We start from the raw sequence: 19,193 nt of genomic DNA on the forward strand, positions 1-19,193 counted from the left end.
CAAATTCTCGTTCTCTCACACTGTCGACACTTATAAAGGCCAGAATATGAATAACGTTGAACTCGATCAGCAGCTTAAGAGATGGGCGCAGATGGGTTACAGCGCCAGAGGCGTGATTTATCTGGTGATCGGCGGCCTTGCATTGCTCACCGCCTTTGGGGAGCGGGGAGGGCAGACCACAAATTCAAAAGGCGCCATACTCAAAATCCTTGAACAGCCTTTTGGAAACGTGATGATTTTCCTACTCATCATAGGCCTGCTTGGCTATTCCACCTGGCGTCTGATCCAATGTTTTAAAGATCCTGATGGACATGGATCTACAGGAAAAGGACTAGCGGTGCGATCCGGTTTATTCATCAGCGCTGTCACTCATATCCTGTTGGCCTTCTGGGCTGCCAAGCTATTGACGGGCACCGGGAATGGTTCCTTGCAAAGCGACGGAAGTAGTTTCCTGACAACGGACCTGGGTCAGATTGCGCTCGGTATTGCTGGATTCGGCGTGATAGCAACGGGCTTTGCGCATATCTATAAAGGCGTTACCGCCCGCTTTGAAAAATATATGAGTATTCCTGCCGACAAGCGGAACTGGGCAAGGCCGGTTTGCCAGTTTGGCCTGATTGCTCGGGGTGTGGTGTGGCTGATTATCGGCTGGCTATTGATAAAGGCCGCATGGATGGCTAAAGGTCGCGAAATAGATGGAACGTCCGACGCACTGCAAGCGTTACGTGACCACTCATATGGCCCATGGTTACTGGGTATCGTGGCCGCAGGCCTGTTCGCTTTCGGTATCTACTGTCTCCTGGAAGCGGCGTATCGTCGTATAAACACCTCGATCGCACACCATGATTAAAAACATGGAACGGATGAGCCGCAAGCAAATAGGACAAATAACCGTAATCAGTTTGCACATGGCCTCGGTCGCGTCCGACACTTCTGGTCGATGCGACCGATGGTTGGCTAATGGCGCAGAGCCGCCACTTCCATCAATTGCCATAAGGCGCATCCCGGTCACAAACTGCCTGTTGAAACGACGTATTCACCATACAGATAGTGAATTCACCACTCTTACGCATGCCTGGTCAAACGTTCTAAACGGATCAGCTCGCGCGCCATCGGCCCGCTCCTTAAAACTTAAGGAGATGGAAAAGATGCGAACGGGACTCTTTGCCCTTACTCATCTCCGAGAAACATGGCGTTGAGTTGTTTGCCTGGTGCGGCATCGGTGAAACCGTCGAAGCGGCCCTTTGCGAGAGCTTGCGCGGCGCGCATGAAGCCTCCCCAAGCTGCCCGCGCCAACCCGCCGCCCACGCTAATGCGCCGCACACCGAGCGCGGCCAGTTCCTCCTGCGTGAAATCCGACGTCGACCCGACCAGCACGTTCACAGGCTTGGGCGCTACTGCGGCGACCACGGCTTCAATCTGCTCGCGGGTCTGTATGCCCGGCGCATAGAGGCAATCTGCGCCGGCGGCCGCGTAAGCCTTCAAGCGTGAAATCGTATCGTCCAAATCGGAGACGCCGACGAAGAAATTTTCTGCGCGGCCGATCAGCAGCGTATCGCCGCCGCACTCGTCAATTGCATGACGGGCTGCCTTAAGCCTTTCCACCGCGACCTCAATCGGAAACTGAGGCGCCTTCGGATCGCCGGTGGAGTCCTCAATCGACAAACCGGCCACTCCGGTGGCGACCGCGAGCTTCACGCTCTCGGCCACGCCGCCCGGATCTTCGCCGAAGCCGTTCTCGAAGTCTGCATTGACGGGCAGATCGGTCGCTTCGACCATCACGCGCAGATGGCCGAGAATACTTTCGCGCGTGACATGATTATCGGCATGTCCAGTCGACCATGCAAATCCCGCGCTCGTGGTGGCGATGGCGGAAAAGCCGAGGCTGGCAAGATAGCGGGCGCTTCCCACGTCCCAAGGATTCGGCAGCATGAAACAGCCGGATGCGTGCAGTGTACGGAAGGCAGCGCGTTTTTCAGCAACGGTACGTGACATATTGGGCTCCTGGTAGTTGGGGATGCTCTTGGTGGTTTTGCTGCACCCAGACAGTTTTCGCATCGGCGACGGGAAAACCGATCTCGGTACCAATACATTATTGACGAAATTCGTCTGCATGAATTGTGCACCGAGAGCGATGGCTTTGAAGATGCTGACATCACTGTAGCTGACGCAGATCGCTTCAGGTGGCGACAGGCTGTTTCGGCTTCTTCGGGCAGTGGCTGCAATACGCCACGGAGTCGTCATCGTTCGCCGATGAGGCGCATCCCGGCCACCAGCGGACCTTTGCATAAGCCAATGCCAGTGATTTACTCACGCAGTGCCATCAGTCGAACCTGAAGGCCAATAAGGGCAATGACGTAACCGCTCACCTAATGGGCCGATGGATTGTCCATAAAAAAGTCACCGTACAGTGAACTTAACGGTGACTTAGTAGATATCGCTATGCACGTTGGCATTTACCCGCCCTAGATCTAACGCTGGTTGGGATCGTTCGGATGACTATCTGCCCGGTTCGAGATACCGTCTTTATCCCGATATCTTCAATAAGGAGACCAAGTCATGAAGGCCATGTTTGAAACACATGATTGCGAAAGATACAAGAACGAGAGTGCTCTCCAAACGCAATAATTTGTCCTCGCCTGCATTTTCGGCATTCAAGCCACGCTCTCGGGGGAGAATGCAAGTCTTATTGCATGGAATGCAGTCCAATCATATTGTTTTCAGTATCGCGAATCAGGGAGATATAGCCGTATTGGCCAATGGAAAACTTTGGTTTCTCCACCTTGCCGCCGGAGCGTTCCGCCTTCGCTGCCTCCGCCGCACAATCCGTGCAACTGAAGTAAGGCAAGACACTATTTGCACCGGAGGAGAAGTCTGGCATCCGCACCAGGGCGCCCGATGCGCCAGAGCGCTCCGGATCCATGGGAAATGCCCACATGTCTATTTCGGGGCTGTCGAGTTTTGTAAATTGCACGCCAAATACACTTTCATAGAATGCCTTCGCGCGCTTCATGTCCTGGACGTAGATCTCGAACCAGCCAACAGGGTTGTTAGTCATTGGGAAGCCCTTTCATCAGGAAAGACCATCGGAATCGGAGCCGCATGCAAGGCTAGAGATCAACAATCATCTCGAAGCCTCCGTAGATCATCCGCTTACCGTCGAATGGCATCAATTCCGGTTTCATCATTTCGGCCATCCGCGGGTCCTTCATTACCTTGTCGTTGACTTGGTCGCGATGCTCGCGCGATGTATAGACGATCCATGAGAACACGACCGTTTCATCGGCTTCCAGATTGACGCTTTGGGGAAAGGAAGTCAGCTTGCCCGGCTTGACGTCTTCGGCGATGCACTCGCGGAATTCCAGCGCTCCATGCTCTCGCCAGATGGCGCCGCATTTTGCCGCAATGTCGCGATAGGATTCCAGCTTTGTCTTGGGAAGTGGCAGCACAAAACCATCTACATAGGCCATTACAATCTCCTTGATTCGTCGATCCTCATAGGGAACGGAAAAGTCCGGCAGTGGAAAAGACAATACACAACCTACCTGCAGCACATGTTCGATGCCGGGCTGGGATGAATACTGTATGAATGCACAGTATATGTAGGCGGCGTTGAAATACAAGCTTGGTTCAGACTTTATTTTTCAAAGTCGGCAAGGAAACAGCGGTGTGGCTTACACAATCGCGTAAGACTTCAACTGCGTTAACGCTGGCTTGAAGCTCAAGTCCGGAGTCAATCTGATTCGTCCTCGCGCATGGCCTGAGCGTCTGGAGTTGATGGCCGATGGCTTGGTCAAACGTGAAATTGTGTGCACGCTCGGTATTGCCAGCCATACCGCCAAGTTTCATGTCGCGCAAATTTTCGTGACGACCGGTTCAGCGACACGCCGTGCGCTCCAGATGGGCTTGATCGGCTTGTGACAGGTTTGCGAGGCGATGGCTGCGGCGCTCCATTGTCTGGATAAGGTTCTGCACGCCTGCATTATCTATGCGGACGTGCAGATCGAGTCCATCTGAACCGGTCGCAGTCGGCGACAGCGCGCGCCGACCTCCTTATCCCGGAATGAACCGGAATATGTCGACATTGCCCACGCCGTAGGTGCCAACGGCGACTAAATAGACCTTATGTACGCCGGCCACCGGCTGCGTCAGCGTCGCTCGCTGCAGTGCGAACGTGGAGAAGCTGCCTGTCGATTGCATCACCATTTCGCCGATCTTCGTCCCGGTCGGTGAGTCCAGGCGAATTTCCAGTTTCTGGTTGGCGAATTGTGGGTCAACCGCGACCAGCGCCTCGAATACCGTCGCGTTGGCACCAAAATTCACCTGGTCGTAAGCCGCCCAGTCGCCGTTATCCAGGCTTGCGAGGTAGGTGCCTTCAATCGTGGCGCCTCGCGAGCTTGAGAAGCTTTCTCCCTCAATAAAAGCGACCGGTGGAACCTCGATAGGCGGGGTCCTACTGACATTGAGCTCGGTGATGATAGTCAGGGTGGCACCCGATGCTAGCGTGACGCTGGGAACCCGGAAAGAGTTGAATCCAGAGATTGCGGCCGCAGGATAGATCGTCAGTGGGGCGTAAGGAGGGTCGGTCAGCAGCGGTGCCGCGTTAGCGCCCACGCCGCTGCCTTGAGTGAATGCGATGGTAGCGCCGGTCACGGTCAATCCGGTAATATCGGGAACCTCCAGATTGGCATTGTGTGGGGCGTTTGGATTCGGCAGCCAACCCAGGCCATTGATGCTGCCAAGATCAACCGGCTGGCCCGACTTGTTGCGAATGTCGACCTTCTCCATAATTCGTGAAGTCCCGCTTCCAGGCTCGCCACCGATGACGGTATAGACGATGCCACCAGTCACATCGGTGTAGCCGAATAGCGGACCCTGCACATGGATCTGATTCGGCCCAACATGTGAACCAGGATGGCTATGTTCGACGTCAAGTCCATTGCCAGGGATCGACGGATACACCGCAATGCGCCGGCCATCCACCGTCCACTCAAGCACGCCGGGGAACGCGATGGGACTGGACGCGACGCCACCCAGATCAAACGGCGCGCGAATGTTGTACCGGAGTGCCGAGTTCTTGTCAGTGCTGTCTACTGTCAGGCTTTGCGCGAAACTATAACCAGACAGCAGCACTGCTACGATGCCCATCATCCCTAGAGAGCACAGCCTGGACCAATATGGCGCTTTCATGATGTTTATTCCTTTCGTGGTTATTGCATGGTTTGCCCGACGATTCGGCTGATAAGGAACGGACTGCTAACAGGTTGTTACGATGGAGCCATTACGGCACCATCGCAGTTCGGGGAATTGGCGGCGAACGGATGATCGGCGTAGTGGTGGAGCGCTTCGCCACAATCACCTGCTGGCAGATGACGGACTCGGACCTCTTGCGGGCTTGGCACGGATACCTGAAGGACCGGGCTGGAACTGCGGCGGTCTGCAATCAGGCAGTGAATCCGCCGGGGAACGCACTGCAAGCTCCGGCCAGGGAAACGTTGCATACATTTGCCAATCTGAGACTCACAGTCTAAGGAATGCCGCTACGCATGAAGATCTTGACCATGCTGTGCCTCCTTGTTCTTGTTGGCTGAACGACCCTTCACCAGCTGCACGCGCGCTCGGCGAACAACGGATGCGCCGTCTCGTCAGCCGTGCCGCCTCACCATCTGCACTGGTGGTCGGGCCTTGGTTCTCAGTCGCGCTTGCTGCGTGCCGTTTAGCAAGGTTGCATGCCAAGGCGGCAGGGGTTGCGAGTCGTTAAGTGATGCAATAGTCCAAACAAATCAAAGTGAGTCCTGCAAATTTATTATGTGCAGCCGCCCCAGCCTTGCAAGCGGTTTTGAATGATTCCGCTCAATCCGTGCCCGAAAAGATGGGAACTTGTTCTTACCCTTCATCAATTTAGTCGGTGAGTGCCAAGTGAATTGCAGTGGCACGGATGCTGGCTCCTCTTACTCGATGTGGCGATGCTACGACTGGAAAGTTTCATAGCGGAGCCCAAGCATCGTCGACGGGTGTTCGAGGAACTCTGCACAAAATGGATCAAGGCGATTGCGGCATGCGCGGACCTGCCTGGAAAGCCAGATCCGGATATCGTGAGAATCCTTTTTGCTTCCGTATGGGGAGCGAAGCGATATCTCTTGCTGCTGGAAATGGAGGAGAGCTTCCAGAGGCGCTGGATCGAGGAGACGACGCGATCATGCTAGGCGCAGCTGCAGCAGATGACTACAAAAGGCACGCCGAAATGATGTTCTATTTCTGGTGCCTGGTGTAAAGCGGTCAGTCCAAGTGAAGACCATTTCTGCTGTAGACGGCCAACAGCTTGCACTCAGGCAAATCAGCAACCGACCACAGAGCTTGAGCGACATGGGCGCCAAGCAACTCGAACTGGCAGTTCGTGCCACGCATCGGCCAGACAGCTTGCGGTTACAATGCATCATCCTGCTAATCTCATCCAATTTGTCATGCACATCTGGGTCGACGCCGACGCCTGTCCCGCTGTCATTAAAGACATCCTGTTTCGGGTGGCCGAACGCCTGCAGCTCAACGTCACGCTGGTTGCCAACAAGTTGATCCGCGTGCCGGGCTCGCGCTTCATCCGCGCGCTCCAGGTCCCCGCTGGCGCCGATGCGGCCGACGCCGAAATCGTTGATCGCGTCAGCCCCGGCGACATCGTCGTGACCGGCGACATTCCCTTGGCCTCCCTGGTGCTGGAGAAGGGCGGTTTGCCGCTCAATCCGCGCGGCGAGTGGTACACCAAAGACACCATTGCTCAGCAACTGACGATGCGGGCTTTCATGGAAGAGCTACGCAGCAGTGGTGTCGACACTGGCGGCCCGGCCGCATTTAGCCACGCCGACCGCCAGAACTTCGCCAATGCGCTCGACCGCGAACTCGCACGGGCCAGGAGCAAACTGCCATAGCGCCTGTTCGATGTCCTGAAGCGGACATTAGAAGTACAGGTAACTTCTATTCAATCTGGTCGATCGGCGATTCGCCTCCTCTATCTCCTCGATAAAGTACGGCTGTAGATACGGGTACGGGATGACTGCGTCGCAATACGACCCGTCGAGCCGCTTTCAGAACACCGTTTTCAACGTCGACGATCGCAGCGAGCTCCCTGGAATGGGGTAGTGAAGGCTTCACGGAAAGTTAGTCCGATCAGACGAAGAGCGAGTCCGTCGGGAATTGCTATCGTGCTGCCATCCAGACGGGATAAATCCAGGCAAGGAACCGGACATGAAACGGTGATGTGCACCGGAACTCAATTTCCCGTTACCAAATTTTCCGATAGGAGGTGGCATGGCAAGTTCATTGGAAGAGCAAGTCATATCCGGTCGAGCGTGGCATGAGTTTTGTGAAATGCTTAAATGTGCCGGGGAACAAATCCTGCGTCCCGAAGCCCCGCAAGATGCTTTCACCAGAGCCGAGGGTTTCCGCTATCTCAGCCGGCTGATTCGCATTGGATTGGAGATGCATGTCGAAGGCGCCGATCCCGATTTTCCGTCCCTGATCATCCCTAGTCACGAAACCGCAAAAATCGGCGCGGACAATCCGGACAACCTCTACCAGTACGCACGCCTCAACGGGCGCAACGACTACCTCATCCGGGGCAATCGGGGCACCGTGCCCTACCTTAGCTTCGGCAGCCAAAAAGGCGGTTACGAAACCGACAGCAAGATGGAACAAACCGGCTTCATCGACGCTGCACGCATGCAATTTGAATCGGACGGCCGCTTCGAGCTCATCCTCAGTCAGAAGCCGCATGCGGGCAACTGGCTGCCGCTGGAGGTTCAGAGCAATGCCCTCGTGGTGCGCCAGACCTTCCTCGATCGCAGAAATGAAAAGCCGGCGCAACTGTCGATCGAGCCGATCGGCTCGAACGACAAGCCGCTGCCGCTGGCCCCTGTGCGCTTGCATGGCGGTCTGCAGAACGCTGGGCGCTTTGTTGAGACTACGGCCAAGCTCTTCGCTGATTGGGCTCGCGGCTATCAAGCGCATCCGAACCAACTGCCGCCGGCGAATCAGGCGCTATGCCAGGCGGTCGGTGGTGATCCGAATATTTTTTATTACCACGGCTACTGGGCGCTGGAACAGGACGAAGCGTTGGTGATCGAGGTTGAGCGGGTGCCGGAGTGCCGGTTCTGGAACCTGCAGATCAACAATTACTGGATGGAGTCGCTCGACTACCGCTATCACCGCATCCACCTCAACAAACATTCCGTCCATTACAACGAAAAGGGCGGCGTGACCATGGTGCTGGCTGACCGTGATCCGGGGCTGCCCAACTGGCTTAAGACCGCCGGGCATCGGGTCGGAACCATGTGCATGCGTTGGGTCGGGGCAACGGAGCACGTGCATCCCACGACCCGGGTCGTGAAACTCGCTGAACTGACAAGGAGATAACAGATATGGGTGGAGTGACCGACTTCGAGACGGATGTACTGCTTGCGGAAGCGAGTCAACGCAGCGGTGGACTGAGCGATTTCGGCGACGGAAGCTTCCGGCCGGCGCTACAAGCCATGCTGACCTCGCTGAACGAAGAGGCGAATCTGTCCGATACCGGACGCCATCTGTTGCGCCAACGGATCGTCGAACTGCTGTGTAACCGCTTGCAGGTCGAAGACTACTGCAAGCGCCATCCCTCCATCTTGAATGAGCCGATCGAAAAACCGGTCGTCATCGTCGGCTTGCCGCGCACCGGCACGACGCTGCTGCAGCGCGTCCTGTCCTGCGATCCACGCTTTTATCCGATGCTGTGGTGGGAATCGCGCCATCCGGTGCCGCTGGCCGGCGCTGTTCCCGGCCAACCGGATCCACGTATTGAACTGGCGAAGGCCGAAGTGCGGATGATGGTCGAAGCAATGCCGCAACTGCTGGCTATCCATCCGCTCGATGCGGAGCAGGCCGACGAAGAAGTGATGCTGATGGAGCATTCGTTCCATGCCGCGATGGATGCGTTTGCCGACGTTCCCGGATACATGGCGTGGCAAGACCAGCAGGACCACACGCCGGCCTATGCCTATCTGAAAAAACTGCTGCAGTTCCTGCAATGGCAAAAGCGCCAGCGCGGCATGCCGGCCGAGCGCTGGGTGCTGAAAACGCCGAACCATCTGCCGACGATGGAAGCACTGTTCAAGGTTTTCCCGGATGCGCAAGTGATCCAGACCCACCGCGATCCGCTGCAGACGGTGCCCTCTCTGTGCAGCTTCATCCATACCTTGTGGGGAATTTATAGCGACCGGGCCGATACGGTCGCCGTCGGACGCCACTGGTCACCCAAGATGGCCAAGGCATTGAACAGCGCGATGGCGGTACGTGAGCGCATCCCGTCCGGGCGCTTTCATGATGTGTGGTTCAGCGACACGGTGAGCCGGCCGATGGATGTGGTCAGGGCGATCTATACCTTCATCGGTATGCCGCTGACGGATGAGGCCGAGCAGGCGATGCAGCAATGGCTTGCCGGCAATCGGCGCGACAAGCGTGCTTTCCACGAGTACTCGGCGGCGCAGTTCGGCTTGAGCGAGGAGCAGCTCAAGGCCGACTTTGCCGCATACCGACAACGCTACGTGCCGTCCAACGAGAGCGCGGCGCAGTCATAAACAAAGCATTGCTAGTTGAAATCGCACCGAATAAGGAGGAAGACAAATGTTGTTGCAAGATAAAGTAGTGATCGTTTCCGGTATCGGTCCCGGTCTGGGTGTCAAGCTCGCGGTCGAGGCCGCGCGCGAAGGGGCGCGGGCGGTCGTGGCTGCAGCGCGCAGTGCGGCGAAGCTGGACGATGCCGAGAACCGGATCCGGGAACTGGGCAGCGATTGCGAAGTGCTGAAGATCGTGACCGATATCACCGACCGCAACCAGTGCAAGCACTTGGTCCGTCAGACCATCGAGCGGTTCGGCCGGATCGACGCGCTGATCAACAGTGCTTTTTTGCATGGCAACTTCGAGCCGGTCGAGGCGGCGGATCTGGACGTCTGGCGCTCGGTGTTCGACACGAATCTGTTCGGCACGATGAACCTCACGCTCGAAGTCGTGCCGGCCATGAAACAACAGCGTGGCGGATCAATCGCCATGATCAATACCGCGGCAGTGCGCAGACCGTTTCCTGGCGAATCGGGTTATGCGGCGTCGAAGGGCGCGCTCGCGACCACCGTCAAGTATCTCGCAAAGGAACTGGGACCGCACGGCGTCCGGGTCAACAATGTGTTCATGGGCTGGATGTGGGGCGCGCCCGTGCAGGGCTATATCCGGCAGACGGCGGCCGATCAGCATGTGCCGGAACAGCAATTGATCGACCAGATCGCCGCTGCCATCCCGCTCGGGCACATGCCGACCGATGAGGATTGCGCCAAGGCCGCGCTCTTCCTCGTCTCGGATTACGCCAGGGCGATCACCGGCGCATCGCTGGACGCCAATGGCGGCGAGTTCATGGCTTGACCGTCTTCAGAGTCCATAGCCACCGGACACATTGAGCTGCTGTCCGGTGATATAGGATGACTGAGTCGATGCCAGAAATACGGCGGCTCGCCCGATGTCTTCGGGCTTGCCCCAGCGCTTCAAGGCGAGCATCCTGAGGGTCTCGTCGATCCATTTCTGGTCAAACTGGCCCTGGCTGAGAAGCTCGAGAAACATGCCTGCCTCGATCACGCCGACCAGCACGGAGTTCGCTCGAATGTTGTGGCGTCCTTCCTCGCGGGCGATTCCCTTGATGAGGGATTCGTTGGTTGCCTTCGGTGCGACCGACAGGCCGTCGCGGTCCGGCCATCGTAGATGCCCCGCCGAACCCAAGGCAACATAAGTCCCGCCGCCTGCGTCGCGCAGATGCGGTAGCGTGGCCTGGACGACATTGAAAAAACCTACCACTTCGATTTCAATCGCGCGGCGCCAATGAGCACTGCTTATCTCGGAGATATGCAACTGGTCGACCAGCGGACCGGCGGCCCAGACCACGGTATGAATCCGGCCATGTGCCGCAATCGCCGCGTCGACAGCTGTTTTGATTTGCGCCGTATCGACGACATCAACCTGATGCGTACTCGCGTTAACACCTTGCTCGAGGATCTGACCCGCAACGCGCTCGGCAACATCCGCCTTGCTGCGATAGGCAATGGCTACCGACGTGCCGGCATGCGCAAACTCCAACGCAACGCCTTGTCCTATGCCACCGCTGCCGCCGAAAACCAATGCGGCACCCTCCGGAAAAATTGCTTGCCTCATGTATGCCCCCTTATTTTCTGCCGGCATAAAGGGCCTCGGCTCTTTGCTTCAGATCGCGCGCCACTTGGTCGAAGCCCTGTTTCACCCAAGCGCCGTGCTCTTTCATGATCTTGTCGGCATTTATGCCCAGGAACAGATCGGTGGTGAAATAACTGCTGCGCTCAGCGCCGAGTGCATTGATGTACTGGTCGCGGCGGGCTGCATCCTTGTTGCTATCGGTCGGTCGCTGTTCCCAAGAGAGCAGAAGCTCAGGCTCATAGGCCACCAGATACTCGTTGACGGGGATGGTTTGGTCGGTCCCGGGAATGCGCACCTGCATGTAAACCATGTCGCCCAGCTTGCCGCTCGTCTTGAGCTCGGGGCAGAAGCTGTTCCATTCCGAATAGCGCTCAAAGTCGGTCAACACCTCCCACACCAGCGACGTCGGTGCATCGATTTCCACCTTGATTGAAGTGACGAGATTTTCTGCCTTGCTCATATGAATGCTCCTAATTGAGAGATAACCTGGCGCACTTGCCGCCGTTTGCATCGAGCGGCACGCCGGTCTGCGCACCGCCTTTACTACAGATCTGGACATCAATCATTCATCAACCATTAAGCACAAGCCTCACTCCAACAAACATCAGAATTGCGGCGATGGCATTCTGCAAGCATCGGCCATTGATGCTGACGCCCAGACGTGATCCGAGCAGGACGCCGGGAATCGATCCCATCAGAAGCGATCCCAGCAGTGCAAAGTCGATGTTACCGAGAGTCAGGTGGCCCAGGCCGGCAACCAGTGTGAGCGGTATCGCGTGCGCGATATCAGTGCCGACGAGCTTCTTCGGGGTAAGGCGATACGGATAGAGATAGAGTAGTATCACGGCGCCAAGAGCCCCCGCGCCGACTGACGTGAGCGTCACCAGAACCCCGAGGAGTGCGCCGGCCGCCACTGTCAGTGCCGGCTGTACCTGCTTGAACCGTTCCGGTGCAACGGTGCGCCGCCACTGGCCAATATGATGGAGTCTGGACCTGAATATCATCGTCACGCCGGTTACCGCGAGCATCCAGCCTAGCGATTGCAGCAAGACGGTCTCAAAACCTTTTCCGGCTTCGATGTCCTTGATGAGCAGCAGCGTGATTGCTGCCGCGGGCAGGCTTCCGAGCGACAGGCGGCGCAGCACCAGCCAGTCGATCGAACCGCGTGCGCCATACACCCATCCGCCGGCGCCCTTGGTAAGCGAAGCGAAAAGCAGATCGGTGCCTACTGCGGTATGTGGCGCCACACCCAGTAAAAAAATAAGCACAGGGGTCATGAGCGCGCCTCCACCTACTCCCGTAAAGCCGACAAGCATGCCCACAAGGAATCCCGCTAATGAATGAGTTAATTCCATGCTTACATTGGCTGTTATGTTCTGAAGCATTTAGCGAAGCTGCTGGCGAAATGGTCGACGTTCTCTTTCGGAAGATGGTTAATGCCGCCGGACAGTTTCCTGCCGCCGCCAGTATCGAAGTTGCGGCAGAACTCCGCCGCACCTACCGCGCTACCGGCCGGAACCCGCAGGCTTACGGTATACCCGCCACAGGATTTCGGAGACAGGATGCCGAGCGCACAGTCAGGCTGCGCCTGCATCAGTTCATTGGCCAGCACACCGATGGCACGCCTCGCCCAAGGCTCGTCAGGTAGCATGAACAGTCTCGCTCCTGGCATCTGCTGCGCCGGCGTCAGCCTGCGCGCCTGTTGCATATCCTGCTCATAGCCGGCGGCGAGTCGAGCGTATATCCCGGAATGCGCGATGAACTCCAGCGGATCGGCAAACGGCAGCATGTGCCGCGCAAGTTCGGCCGGATCGATATGCAGGTCCGCCACCGTTTCGCCATACGCGTTGTAATTGAGACAGGTGCCAAGTTGTTCGAGAAGAAGCGCGGTGCGCCGGTCGACCCCGGCGACTGACGCCATCGCGTGCGCCACTTCCGGCAAACTGTCGCCGAACGCGGCGACAATGGCCCAGGCGCGATGGCGCCCGCCCAGATAGCGGTCGACCAGAATGCTGGTGCATACCTCGGGACTCTCGTCGATATGCGACATGAAATGCCCCTGCCGCGGCAGCTCGCCCGCATGATGATGGTCGAAATAACATACCGCCGCCCCGGCGGCGAGCACGCGCTGCAGATCCTCGCGATTCTGATCGAGCGAGATATCGAGTACCGTGATGCTGTCATCGGCAACCGCATCGATACGTTGCAGCAACTTGATGTCGCGCTTGACACCAGTCACCAGTACCGCGTCCCGCGGATCGCTCAGCCGCAACTGCTGTAGCGCGCACAGACCATCCGCGTCGCCGTTGAAAGCATAGTAGTGCGTCATATCACCCCACACGCAGTCAGATGGTTGATGACCAACTCTGCCGCCTGTTCAGGCGTGTGCGTCGTGGTATCGATGCGGATTTCCGGCTGTTCCGGTGCTTCGTAAGGTGAATCGATGCCGGTGAAATTCTTCAGTTCACCGCGTCGCGCCTTTTTGTACAGCCCCTTCGGGTCGCGCTGTTCGGCGACGCCAAGCGGCGTATCGATGAAAATTTCAAAGAACTCGTCCTGCTCGACCAGCTCGCGCGCCATCCTGCGTTCCGCACGGAAGGGTGAGATGAACGACACCAGCACGATCTGCCCCGCGTCCACCATCAGTCGCGCGACTTCACCGACGCGCCGGATGTTTTCCACGCGGTCCGCATCGGAGAAGCCGAGATCCTTGTTCAATCCATGCCTTACGTTGTCGCCGTCGAGCAGGTAAGTATGCTTGCCGAGTGCATGCAGTTTTTTCTCGACCATGTTGGCCACGGTCGACTTGCCTGCGCCGGACAATCCGGTGAACCACAGCACACACGGCTTCTGTCGCTTCAGGCTGGCGTGCGCCTGCTTGTTGACGTCGATCGCCTGCCAGTGGATATTATGCGAACGACGCAAGGCGAAGTGCAGGATACCGGCGCCGACGGTGTTGTTGGACAGGCGATCGATCACGATGAAGCTGCCGGTATCGCGGTTGTCGCTGTAGGCGTCGAAGGCAACCGGCTGATCGAAGCTCAGGTTGCAGACGCCGATATCGTTGAGCTCCAGTTTTTTCGCCGCCAGGTGTTCCAGCGTGTTCACATTGACCTTGTACTTCGGCGTAGCGCTGGTAGCGGTGACTGTCCTGGTGCCGAGCTTGAGCAGGTAAGGGCGGCCCGGCAGCATCGGTTCGTCGCTCATCCACACCAGTGTCGCCTCGAACTGGTCGGCCACGCCGGGCGGAGCATCGACAGTCGCCAGCACATCGCCGCGGCTGACGTCGATTTCATCTTCCAGCGTCAGCATGACGGACTGGCCGCTAACCGCTTGCGCTAGGTCGCCCTCGCTACTGACGATGCGCGCAACGCGGCTTTCACGGCCCGACGGGAGCACGCGCACGCGGTCACCCGGGCGCACCGTGCCACCGGCGATCATGCCCGCATAGGCGCGGAAATCGAGATTCGGGCGATTCACCCATTGGACAGGCAGGCGGAACGGCCGCGACTGCGCGGCGGCATCGTCCACTTCAACCGTTTCCAGATGATCCATCAGCGTCGGGCCCTCGTACCACGGGGTATTGGCGCTGCGCTCGGTGATGTTGTCGCCCTTGAGCGCCGACATCGGTATGGAGACGATATTGGTCAAGCCGAGTTCCTGCGCAAAGCCGCGGTATTCCGTATCGATGCGGCGGTACACGTCCTCGGCGTAACCGACCATGTCCAGCTTGTTGATCGCCAGCACCACCTTGCGGATGCCGATCAGCGATACCAGATAGCTATGGCGGCGCGTCTGCGTCAACACGCCCTTGCGTGCGTCGATCAGGATGATGGCAACATCCGCGGTCGAGGCACCGGTGATCATGTTGCGCGTGTATTGCTCATGACCGGGCGTGTCTGCAACGATGAACTTGCGCTTGTCAGTGGAAAAGAAGCGGTAGGCGACATCGATGGTAATGCCTTGCTCACGTTCCGCCGACAGGCCATCGACAAGTAAAGCGAAATCGAGATCGCCGCCTTGCGTGCCCATTTTTTTCGAATCCGCTTCCAGTTGCGTGAGCTGGTCCTCGAACAGCATTTTCGATTCATACAGCAGGCGGCCGATCAACGTGCTCTTGCCGTCGTCGACGCTGCCGCAAGTAATGAAGCGCAGCAGGCTCTTGCGTTCATGCAGCTTCAGATATTTTTCGATATCCTCGGCGATCAAATCGGATACGTGTGCCATCAGAAATACCCCTCCTGTTTCTTTTTCTCCATCGAACCGGCCGAGTCGTGGTCGATCAGCCGCCCCTGCCGTTCTGAGGTGCGCGCCAGCAGCATCTCGCGGATGATCGCGGTCAGGCTGTCGGCTTCGCTCTCGATCGCGCCGGTGAGCGGATAGCAGCCGAGGGTGCGGAAGCGCACCTTCTTCATCTGCGGCACTTCCCCTTGCCGCAGCGGCATGCGCTCGTCATCGACCATGATGAGCGTGCCGTCGCGCTGCACCACCGGTCGCTCCTTCGCCAAGTAGAGCGGCACGATCGGTACCTTGTTCAAGTGGATGTATTGCCAGATATCGAGCTCGGTCCAGTTCGATATCGGGAACACGCGGATGCTCTCACCCTTGCGTTTGCGTGCGTTATATAGCTTCCACAGTTCGGGCCGCTGCATTTTCGGATCCCAGCGGTGTTGCTCGGAACGGATGGAAAAAATGCGCTCCTTCGCGCGCGACTTTTCTTCGTCGCGGCGCGCGCCGCCGAACGCTGCATCGAAGCCATGCTTGTCGAGTGCCTGCTTCAGGCCCTCGGTCTTCCAGATATCGGTATGCACAGCCGAGCCGTGGGTAAACGGATTGATATTGTTGCGGATGCCTTCCGGATTGATATGTACGATCAGCTCCATGCCGAGCTGCTGTGCCATCGCGTCGCGGAACTGGATCATTTCGCGAAACTTCCAGGTCGTGTCGACATGCAACAGAGGGAAGGGGGGCTTGGCAGGGTAAAACGCCTTCATGGCAAGATGCAGCATCACGGCACTGTCCTTGCCGATTGAATACAGCATCACTGGGTTTTCGCATTCAGCGACAATTTCGCGCATGATGTGCATGCTCTCCGCCTCCAGTCGCTCCAGATGGGTCAACATCTATAGACTCCTTTACATTCGCCCGACCCCCAACAGGTCCGGTGCGTCAGGAGAAGATTACTGACGGCCCGATATTGAATCTTCGTCTGACCGGACTAAAAAATTGGCTTTGGCGCCTTGTGCATGCATCTATAGAACGGTGCATGGAAGCAGCCGACTCACCCGAGAGACACCACGCTGTTCAACAGTGTCTTCATGAGCGTTGCCTGGCGGGTCGCGCCGGTCTTTGCGAAGATGCCCCGCAGATGCGCGCGCACCGTGTTTTTCATGATGCCGAGTTGTTCGGCCGCCTCGTCGAGTGTCAGTCCGTCGGCCATGAGCAGCGCGAGTTCGGTTTCGGTGCGCGTCAATTTAAAAAGTTTGCGCACGGTTTCGCGTGAGGCCTGTGAGGTGCAGGCTGGGTCCCGGATGAATACGGCGACGGCCGGCCGCCGCTTGTTTTGCTCCGCGTAGTAATTTAGCGGAATCGGACGAATCAGCACGCTAAGTGGCGGTTTGCCGGATGGCCGGGACAGGGTGGTCACTTCCACTGAAGAAGGCACCGCAACCGCACGATTGGCCAGGCAAACTCGGATTGCCTTCTGGAATTTGCGATTCTCGATCGGGCAATATGCCTCGAGTAGGCCGTGGTTGAACCCTATGCCGTCCTTTTCCGTAATCAGCTCATCCACCGCGCTGTTGCACTTCAGCACCATGCCCGCCTCGTCCAGGATCACCGTGCCGATCAGCATCCGGGCTATCGTACCCGCATACAAAGACCGCTCGGATTCCACCACATCAAGCTTCGAATGTAGGTCGACCGCTCTTCTGAAATGCGGTAACAGTACCGTGATAAAGGCTTTCTCGGCCGCGGAATAATCATGCGAGCCATGGGGCCGACTGACGAAAAATGCACATTCCACCCCGTCGTCAGTACGGATGTTTGCCGCCAGGATGTACCGCAGATCCAGCGGCTTCAGGTATTGTTTGTAGAACTTGTGGGTATGCCACCCGCTTTCGCCGAAGATTTCGTCGGCTGTCCGCACCTCATCGGTCGGTAATCCGACGAATGGGCATAGCGCATAATAATTGTTGGTGTAAGAGGGTTCGCCGGGCAGCGACGCGCCGTAGACCGATGCATTAACGATCAGCCCCGGGCGAGTGGAGGCTGGCGTACGTAATACCAAGCTCACGAAACTGGCATCAAGTCGCCGACGGATGTATTCAAGCGCACTTGACCATGGCGTGGTTTCCATCGGTCCTTGGTAGACCAGGCCGAGCAGCGTACTCAATTGTTCAGGCGGTAGCGCTGCCATTTCGAAGAGGCGGGACCCGGCGTGGCCGGCATTGGTCATTGCTATCGACATGTTCGCTGTCTCCTGTGGAACAGGATCTCAAGATCGTTTTTGATTTTTGTTTATAGCGCCACCTGCCGAATCCTCTATTTGGACTAAGTCGCAGGCGTTTCATGGATTGAATGCCAAAGGTTTGATCTGAAAATAGGGAAACCAAATTAGACGAGCTTTCTAAAACGCTGCGACTTGCCTATTTGTAACCATTGGTTAGGATTGCAAAACTGCAAGCTCTCAAGATGGACCTGCTCAAACGAGTACGGCAACAATGCCCGCTTTCGCGCGAAAAAGTCTGAAAAAACCGGTCAGGTCAGGTGTCACTCAAGAAAAAATGGATGCCTTGATTAAAGAAACATCTTAGGCGCAGGAAGGCGAACAAGTTATGTACGGTGCGTCGATAATTCTGATCCTTTTCCCACTGGGCAGGAAAGGGCACCAACGTAGTGATCGCCGTTGGTCGTTAAATGAAATGCTGCGTAATAATTGTAGGCTGAACGACGCGATTAACGTTGCAGTGCCAAGTTGTTGAGAAACTTCGTCGCCTTTTCTACACATTCGCCATAGTGTGGATGGTAGTTCAAGGTACGGATGTCGTTAAATCGGCGCGATTGCGATGTTGCGTTTGCCGTCAGCTCAGGAAGAAAAATCTCGCGATGACGCAGCAGGAATGGTGCTGCCTTTTGTAGATCGTCGGGTTCGTGATCGATCACGCAGCAGCTGACCCTGCACCGGAATTAGGACCACGCCTACGTAGAAAAATCCGGCTGTTGAGGTAAGGCGGATTTCCTGCAAGCCCTTGCCTGGCGGGCAAATTCGCACGGTGTTTGCCAGTCCAGCGCACTGTGGGGACGAACTTCATTATAGTCCTGGCGCCATGCGTCGATTTTGTCTCGCGCATCCTCCAGGGACAGAAACCAGTTGGCGTTCAGGCACTCCTCACGGAAGCGGCCGTTGAAGGATTCAATGTAGGCATTGTCCGTCGGTTTGTCAGGGCGGCTGAAATTGAGTGATACCTTGTGCTCATAGACCCACTTATCGAGCACTTTTGAAATGAATTCCGGCCCATTATCTACGGAGATGGAAACAGGGGCTGCGCGTCGTGCACACAACGTCTCCATGACTTCAACGACATGTTCACCACGAATGCTTGCATCAACGTGAATCGCCAGGCATTCACGTGTGAAGTTATCCATGACTGTCAGCGTGCGTAGTCTTCTGCCATTGAATAACGCATCAGATACGAAATCCATGCTCCACGCCTGATTCATCGCATCAGCCGGCGCCTTTGGTTGTCGTGTCTGCGCGCTCTTATGCCTTCTCGGCCGCTTGCTACGCAGGGCCAGCCCCTGCAACGAGTACAAACGATAGACTATTTTGTGATTAATATGCCAGCCTTCCCGCTGCAGCATGACGTGCACCCGACGATAACCATATCGAATCCGAACCTCAGTAATTTCTTTGATCCGCATCGCCAGCAAGGTTTGATCCTGGGCCACTGACTGGT

At 57.1% G+C, this 19,193-nt stretch carries 19 protein-coding genes; 7 read left to right on the top strand and 12 right to left on the bottom strand.

What is annotated here, in order from left to right:
* Positions 1 to 46 precede the first annotated feature (46 nt).
* Positions 47 to 850 carry a DUF1206 domain-containing protein gene (locus ACFQUU_RS17720; RefSeq protein ID WP_382249370.1) on the top strand — a complete coding sequence of 268 codons (804 nt, stop codon included), beginning with the start codon at positions 47 to 49 and terminating at the stop codon, positions 848 to 850.
* Between the two features lie 320 nt (positions 851 to 1,170).
* Here ACFQUU_RS17720 and ACFQUU_RS17725 read toward each other — a convergent pair whose 3' ends face one another.
* The 3 genes from ACFQUU_RS17725 to ACFQUU_RS17735 form a co-directional block, all read right to left on the bottom strand.
* Positions 1,171 to 1,995 (bottom strand): oxaloacetate decarboxylase, encoded by an 825-nt coding sequence (locus tag ACFQUU_RS17725; RefSeq protein ID WP_382249371.1) that lies wholly within the window; start codon positions 1,993 to 1,995, stop codon positions 1,171 to 1,173.
* Between the two features lie 691 nt (positions 1,996 to 2,686).
* Positions 2,687 to 3,058 carry a VOC family protein gene (locus tag ACFQUU_RS17730; RefSeq protein WP_382249372.1) on the bottom strand — a complete coding sequence of 124 codons (372 nt, stop codon included), beginning with the start codon at positions 3,056 to 3,058 and terminating at the stop codon, positions 2,687 to 2,689.
* A 52-nt stretch (positions 3,059 to 3,110) separates the two neighbouring features.
* Positions 3,111 to 3,470 (bottom strand): DUF1428 domain-containing protein, encoded by a 360-nt coding sequence (locus tag ACFQUU_RS17735; protein WP_382249373.1) that lies wholly within the window; start codon positions 3,468 to 3,470, stop codon positions 3,111 to 3,113.
* A gap of 244 nt (positions 3,471 to 3,714) precedes the next feature.
* Here ACFQUU_RS17735 and ACFQUU_RS17740 point away from each other — a divergent pair, with 244 nt between their 5' ends.
* Entirely contained in the window at positions 3,715 to 3,921 is a 207-nt protein-coding gene (locus ACFQUU_RS17740; protein WP_382249374.1) for a hypothetical protein, read from the top strand.
* A 132-nt stretch (positions 3,922 to 4,053) separates the two neighbouring features.
* On the opposite strand, the gene ACFQUU_RS17745 is transcribed toward ACFQUU_RS17740, so the two are convergent.
* The gene (locus ACFQUU_RS17745; protein ID WP_382249375.1) at positions 4,054 to 5,190 is read right to left on the bottom strand and encodes a carbohydrate-binding protein; all 1,137 of its coding nucleotides are present in this window, start codon (positions 5,188 to 5,190) and stop codon (positions 4,054 to 4,056) included.
* A gap of 847 nt (positions 5,191 to 6,037) precedes the next feature.
* Here ACFQUU_RS17745 and ACFQUU_RS17750 point away from each other — a divergent pair.
* The 5 genes from ACFQUU_RS17750 to ACFQUU_RS17770 all read left to right on the top strand — a co-directional run bounded on the left by ACFQUU_RS17750 (position 6,038) and on the right by ACFQUU_RS17770 (position 10,437).
* Entirely contained in the window at positions 6,038 to 6,274 is a 237-nt protein-coding gene (locus ACFQUU_RS17750; protein WP_382249376.1) for a hypothetical protein, read from the top strand.
* A gap of 190 nt (positions 6,275 to 6,464) precedes the next feature.
* Positions 6,465 to 6,923 (top strand): YaiI/YqxD family protein, encoded by a 459-nt coding sequence (locus ACFQUU_RS17755; protein WP_382249377.1) that lies wholly within the window; start codon positions 6,465 to 6,467, stop codon positions 6,921 to 6,923.
* Positions 6,924 to 7,302: 379 nt separating this feature from the next.
* Complete coding sequence (locus ACFQUU_RS17760; RefSeq protein ID WP_382249378.1) at positions 7,303 to 8,406, top strand: DUF1214 domain-containing protein; 1,104 nt, start codon at positions 7,303 to 7,305, stop codon at positions 8,404 to 8,406.
* 5 nt (positions 8,407 to 8,411) lie between these two features.
* Positions 8,412 to 9,602, top strand: a complete 1,191-nt coding sequence (locus tag ACFQUU_RS17765; RefSeq protein ID WP_382249380.1) for a sulfotransferase family protein — start codon at positions 8,412 to 8,414, stop codon at positions 9,600 to 9,602.
* Between the two features lie 46 nt (positions 9,603 to 9,648).
* Positions 9,649 to 10,437 (top strand): SDR family oxidoreductase, encoded by a 789-nt coding sequence (locus tag ACFQUU_RS17770; RefSeq protein ID WP_382249381.1) that lies wholly within the window; start codon positions 9,649 to 9,651, stop codon positions 10,435 to 10,437.
* Between the two features lie 6 nt (positions 10,438 to 10,443).
* Here the strand turns inward: ACFQUU_RS17770 and ACFQUU_RS17775 are convergent, their stop codons facing one another.
* From ACFQUU_RS17775 to ACFQUU_RS17810, 8 genes are all read right to left on the bottom strand, one after another.
* Positions 10,444 to 11,217 carry an SDR family NAD(P)-dependent oxidoreductase gene (locus ACFQUU_RS17775; RefSeq protein ID WP_382249383.1) on the bottom strand — a complete coding sequence of 258 codons (774 nt, stop codon included), beginning with the start codon at positions 11,215 to 11,217 and terminating at the stop codon, positions 10,444 to 10,446.
* A 10-nt stretch (positions 11,218 to 11,227) separates the two neighbouring features.
* Entirely contained in the window at positions 11,228 to 11,695 is a 468-nt protein-coding gene (locus tag ACFQUU_RS17780; RefSeq protein WP_382249384.1) for an SRPBCC domain-containing protein, read from the bottom strand.
* A gap of 109 nt (positions 11,696 to 11,804) precedes the next feature.
* Positions 11,805 to 12,620, bottom strand: a complete 816-nt coding sequence (locus ACFQUU_RS17785) for a sulfite exporter TauE/SafE family protein (protein ID WP_382249385.1) — start codon at positions 12,618 to 12,620, stop codon at positions 11,805 to 11,807.
* Complete coding sequence (locus tag ACFQUU_RS17790) at positions 12,605 to 13,564, bottom strand: acetyltransferase (protein ID WP_382249386.1); 960 nt, start codon at positions 13,562 to 13,564, stop codon at positions 12,605 to 12,607. The genes ACFQUU_RS17785 and ACFQUU_RS17790 overlap by 16 nt, the downstream gene beginning before the upstream one ends.
* Entirely contained in the window at positions 13,561 to 15,462 is a 1,902-nt protein-coding gene (cysN, locus tag ACFQUU_RS17795; protein ID WP_382249387.1) for a sulfate adenylyltransferase subunit CysN, read from the bottom strand. The genes ACFQUU_RS17790 and cysN overlap by 4 nt, the downstream gene beginning before the upstream one ends.
* Positions 15,462 to 16,358: a sulfate adenylyltransferase subunit CysD gene (cysD, locus tag ACFQUU_RS17800; protein ID WP_382249389.1), complete on the bottom strand. Its 897-nt coding sequence runs from the start codon at positions 16,356 to 16,358 to the stop codon at positions 15,462 to 15,464. Before cysD ends, cysN begins: the two co-directional genes overlap by 1 nt.
* A gap of 158 nt (positions 16,359 to 16,516) precedes the next feature.
* A complete protein-coding gene (locus ACFQUU_RS17805; RefSeq protein ID WP_382249391.1) occupies positions 16,517 to 17,704 on the bottom strand; it encodes a helix-turn-helix transcriptional regulator in 1,188 nt (395 codons plus the stop codon).
* 731 nt (positions 17,705 to 18,435) lie between these two features.
* A partial coding sequence (locus ACFQUU_RS17810) for an IS3 family transposase (protein WP_382249393.1) occupies positions 18,436 to 19,193 on the bottom strand: 758 nt, incomplete at its 5' end.

The organism is Herbaspirillum sp. GCM10030257 (genome assembly GCF_042666555.1).
Taxonomy (GTDB): domain Bacteria; phylum Pseudomonadota; class Gammaproteobacteria; order Burkholderiales; family Burkholderiaceae_D; genus Noviherbaspirillum.

Bases quoted from the DNA above. Each gene is read 5' to 3' on its own strand.
- ACFQUU_RS17720 (WP_382249370.1), top strand. From the start codon at position 47: ATGAATAACGTTGAACTCGATCAGCAGCTTAAGAGATGGGCGCAGATG.
- ACFQUU_RS17725 (WP_382249371.1), bottom strand. From the start codon at position 1,995: ATGTCACGTACCGTTGCTGAAAAACGCGCTGCCTTCCGTACACTGCAC.
- ACFQUU_RS17730 (WP_382249372.1), bottom strand. From the start codon at position 3,058: ATGACTAACAACCCTGTTGGCTGGTTCGAGATCTACGTCCAGGACATG.
- ACFQUU_RS17735 (WP_382249373.1), bottom strand. From the start codon at position 3,470: ATGGCCTATGTAGATGGTTTTGTGCTGCCACTTCCCAAGACAAAGCTG.
- ACFQUU_RS17745 (WP_382249375.1), bottom strand. From the start codon at position 5,190: ATGAAAGCGCCATATTGGTCCAGGCTGTGCTCTCTAGGGATGATGGGC.
- ACFQUU_RS17750 (WP_382249376.1), top strand. From the start codon at position 6,038: ATGGATCAAGGCGATTGCGGCATGCGCGGACCTGCCTGGAAAGCCAGA.
- ACFQUU_RS17755 (WP_382249377.1), top strand. From the start codon at position 6,465: ATGCACATCTGGGTCGACGCCGACGCCTGTCCCGCTGTCATTAAAGAC.
- ACFQUU_RS17760 (WP_382249378.1), top strand. From the start codon at position 7,303: ATGGCAAGTTCATTGGAAGAGCAAGTCATATCCGGTCGAGCGTGGCAT.
- ACFQUU_RS17765 (WP_382249380.1), top strand. From the start codon at position 8,412: ATGGGTGGAGTGACCGACTTCGAGACGGATGTACTGCTTGCGGAAGCG.
- ACFQUU_RS17770 (WP_382249381.1), top strand. From the start codon at position 9,649: ATGTTGTTGCAAGATAAAGTAGTGATCGTTTCCGGTATCGGTCCCGGT.
- ACFQUU_RS17775 (WP_382249383.1), bottom strand. From the start codon at position 11,217: ATGAGGCAAGCAATTTTTCCGGAGGGTGCCGCATTGGTTTTCGGCGGC.
- ACFQUU_RS17780 (WP_382249384.1), bottom strand. From the start codon at position 11,695: ATGAGCAAGGCAGAAAATCTCGTCACTTCAATCAAGGTGGAAATCGAT.
- ACFQUU_RS17785 (WP_382249385.1), bottom strand. From the start codon at position 12,620: ATGCTTCAGAACATAACAGCCAATGTAAGCATGGAATTAACTCATTCA.
- ACFQUU_RS17790 (WP_382249386.1), bottom strand. From the start codon at position 13,564: ATGACGCACTACTATGCTTTCAACGGCGACGCGGATGGTCTGTGCGCG.
- cysN (WP_382249387.1), bottom strand. From the start codon at position 15,462: ATGGCACACGTATCCGATTTGATCGCCGAGGATATCGAAAAATATCTG.
- cysD (WP_382249389.1), bottom strand. From the start codon at position 16,358: ATGTTGACCCATCTGGAGCGACTGGAGGCGGAGAGCATGCACATCATG.
- ACFQUU_RS17805 (WP_382249391.1), bottom strand. From the start codon at position 17,704: ATGTCGATAGCAATGACCAATGCCGGCCACGCCGGGTCCCGCCTCTTC.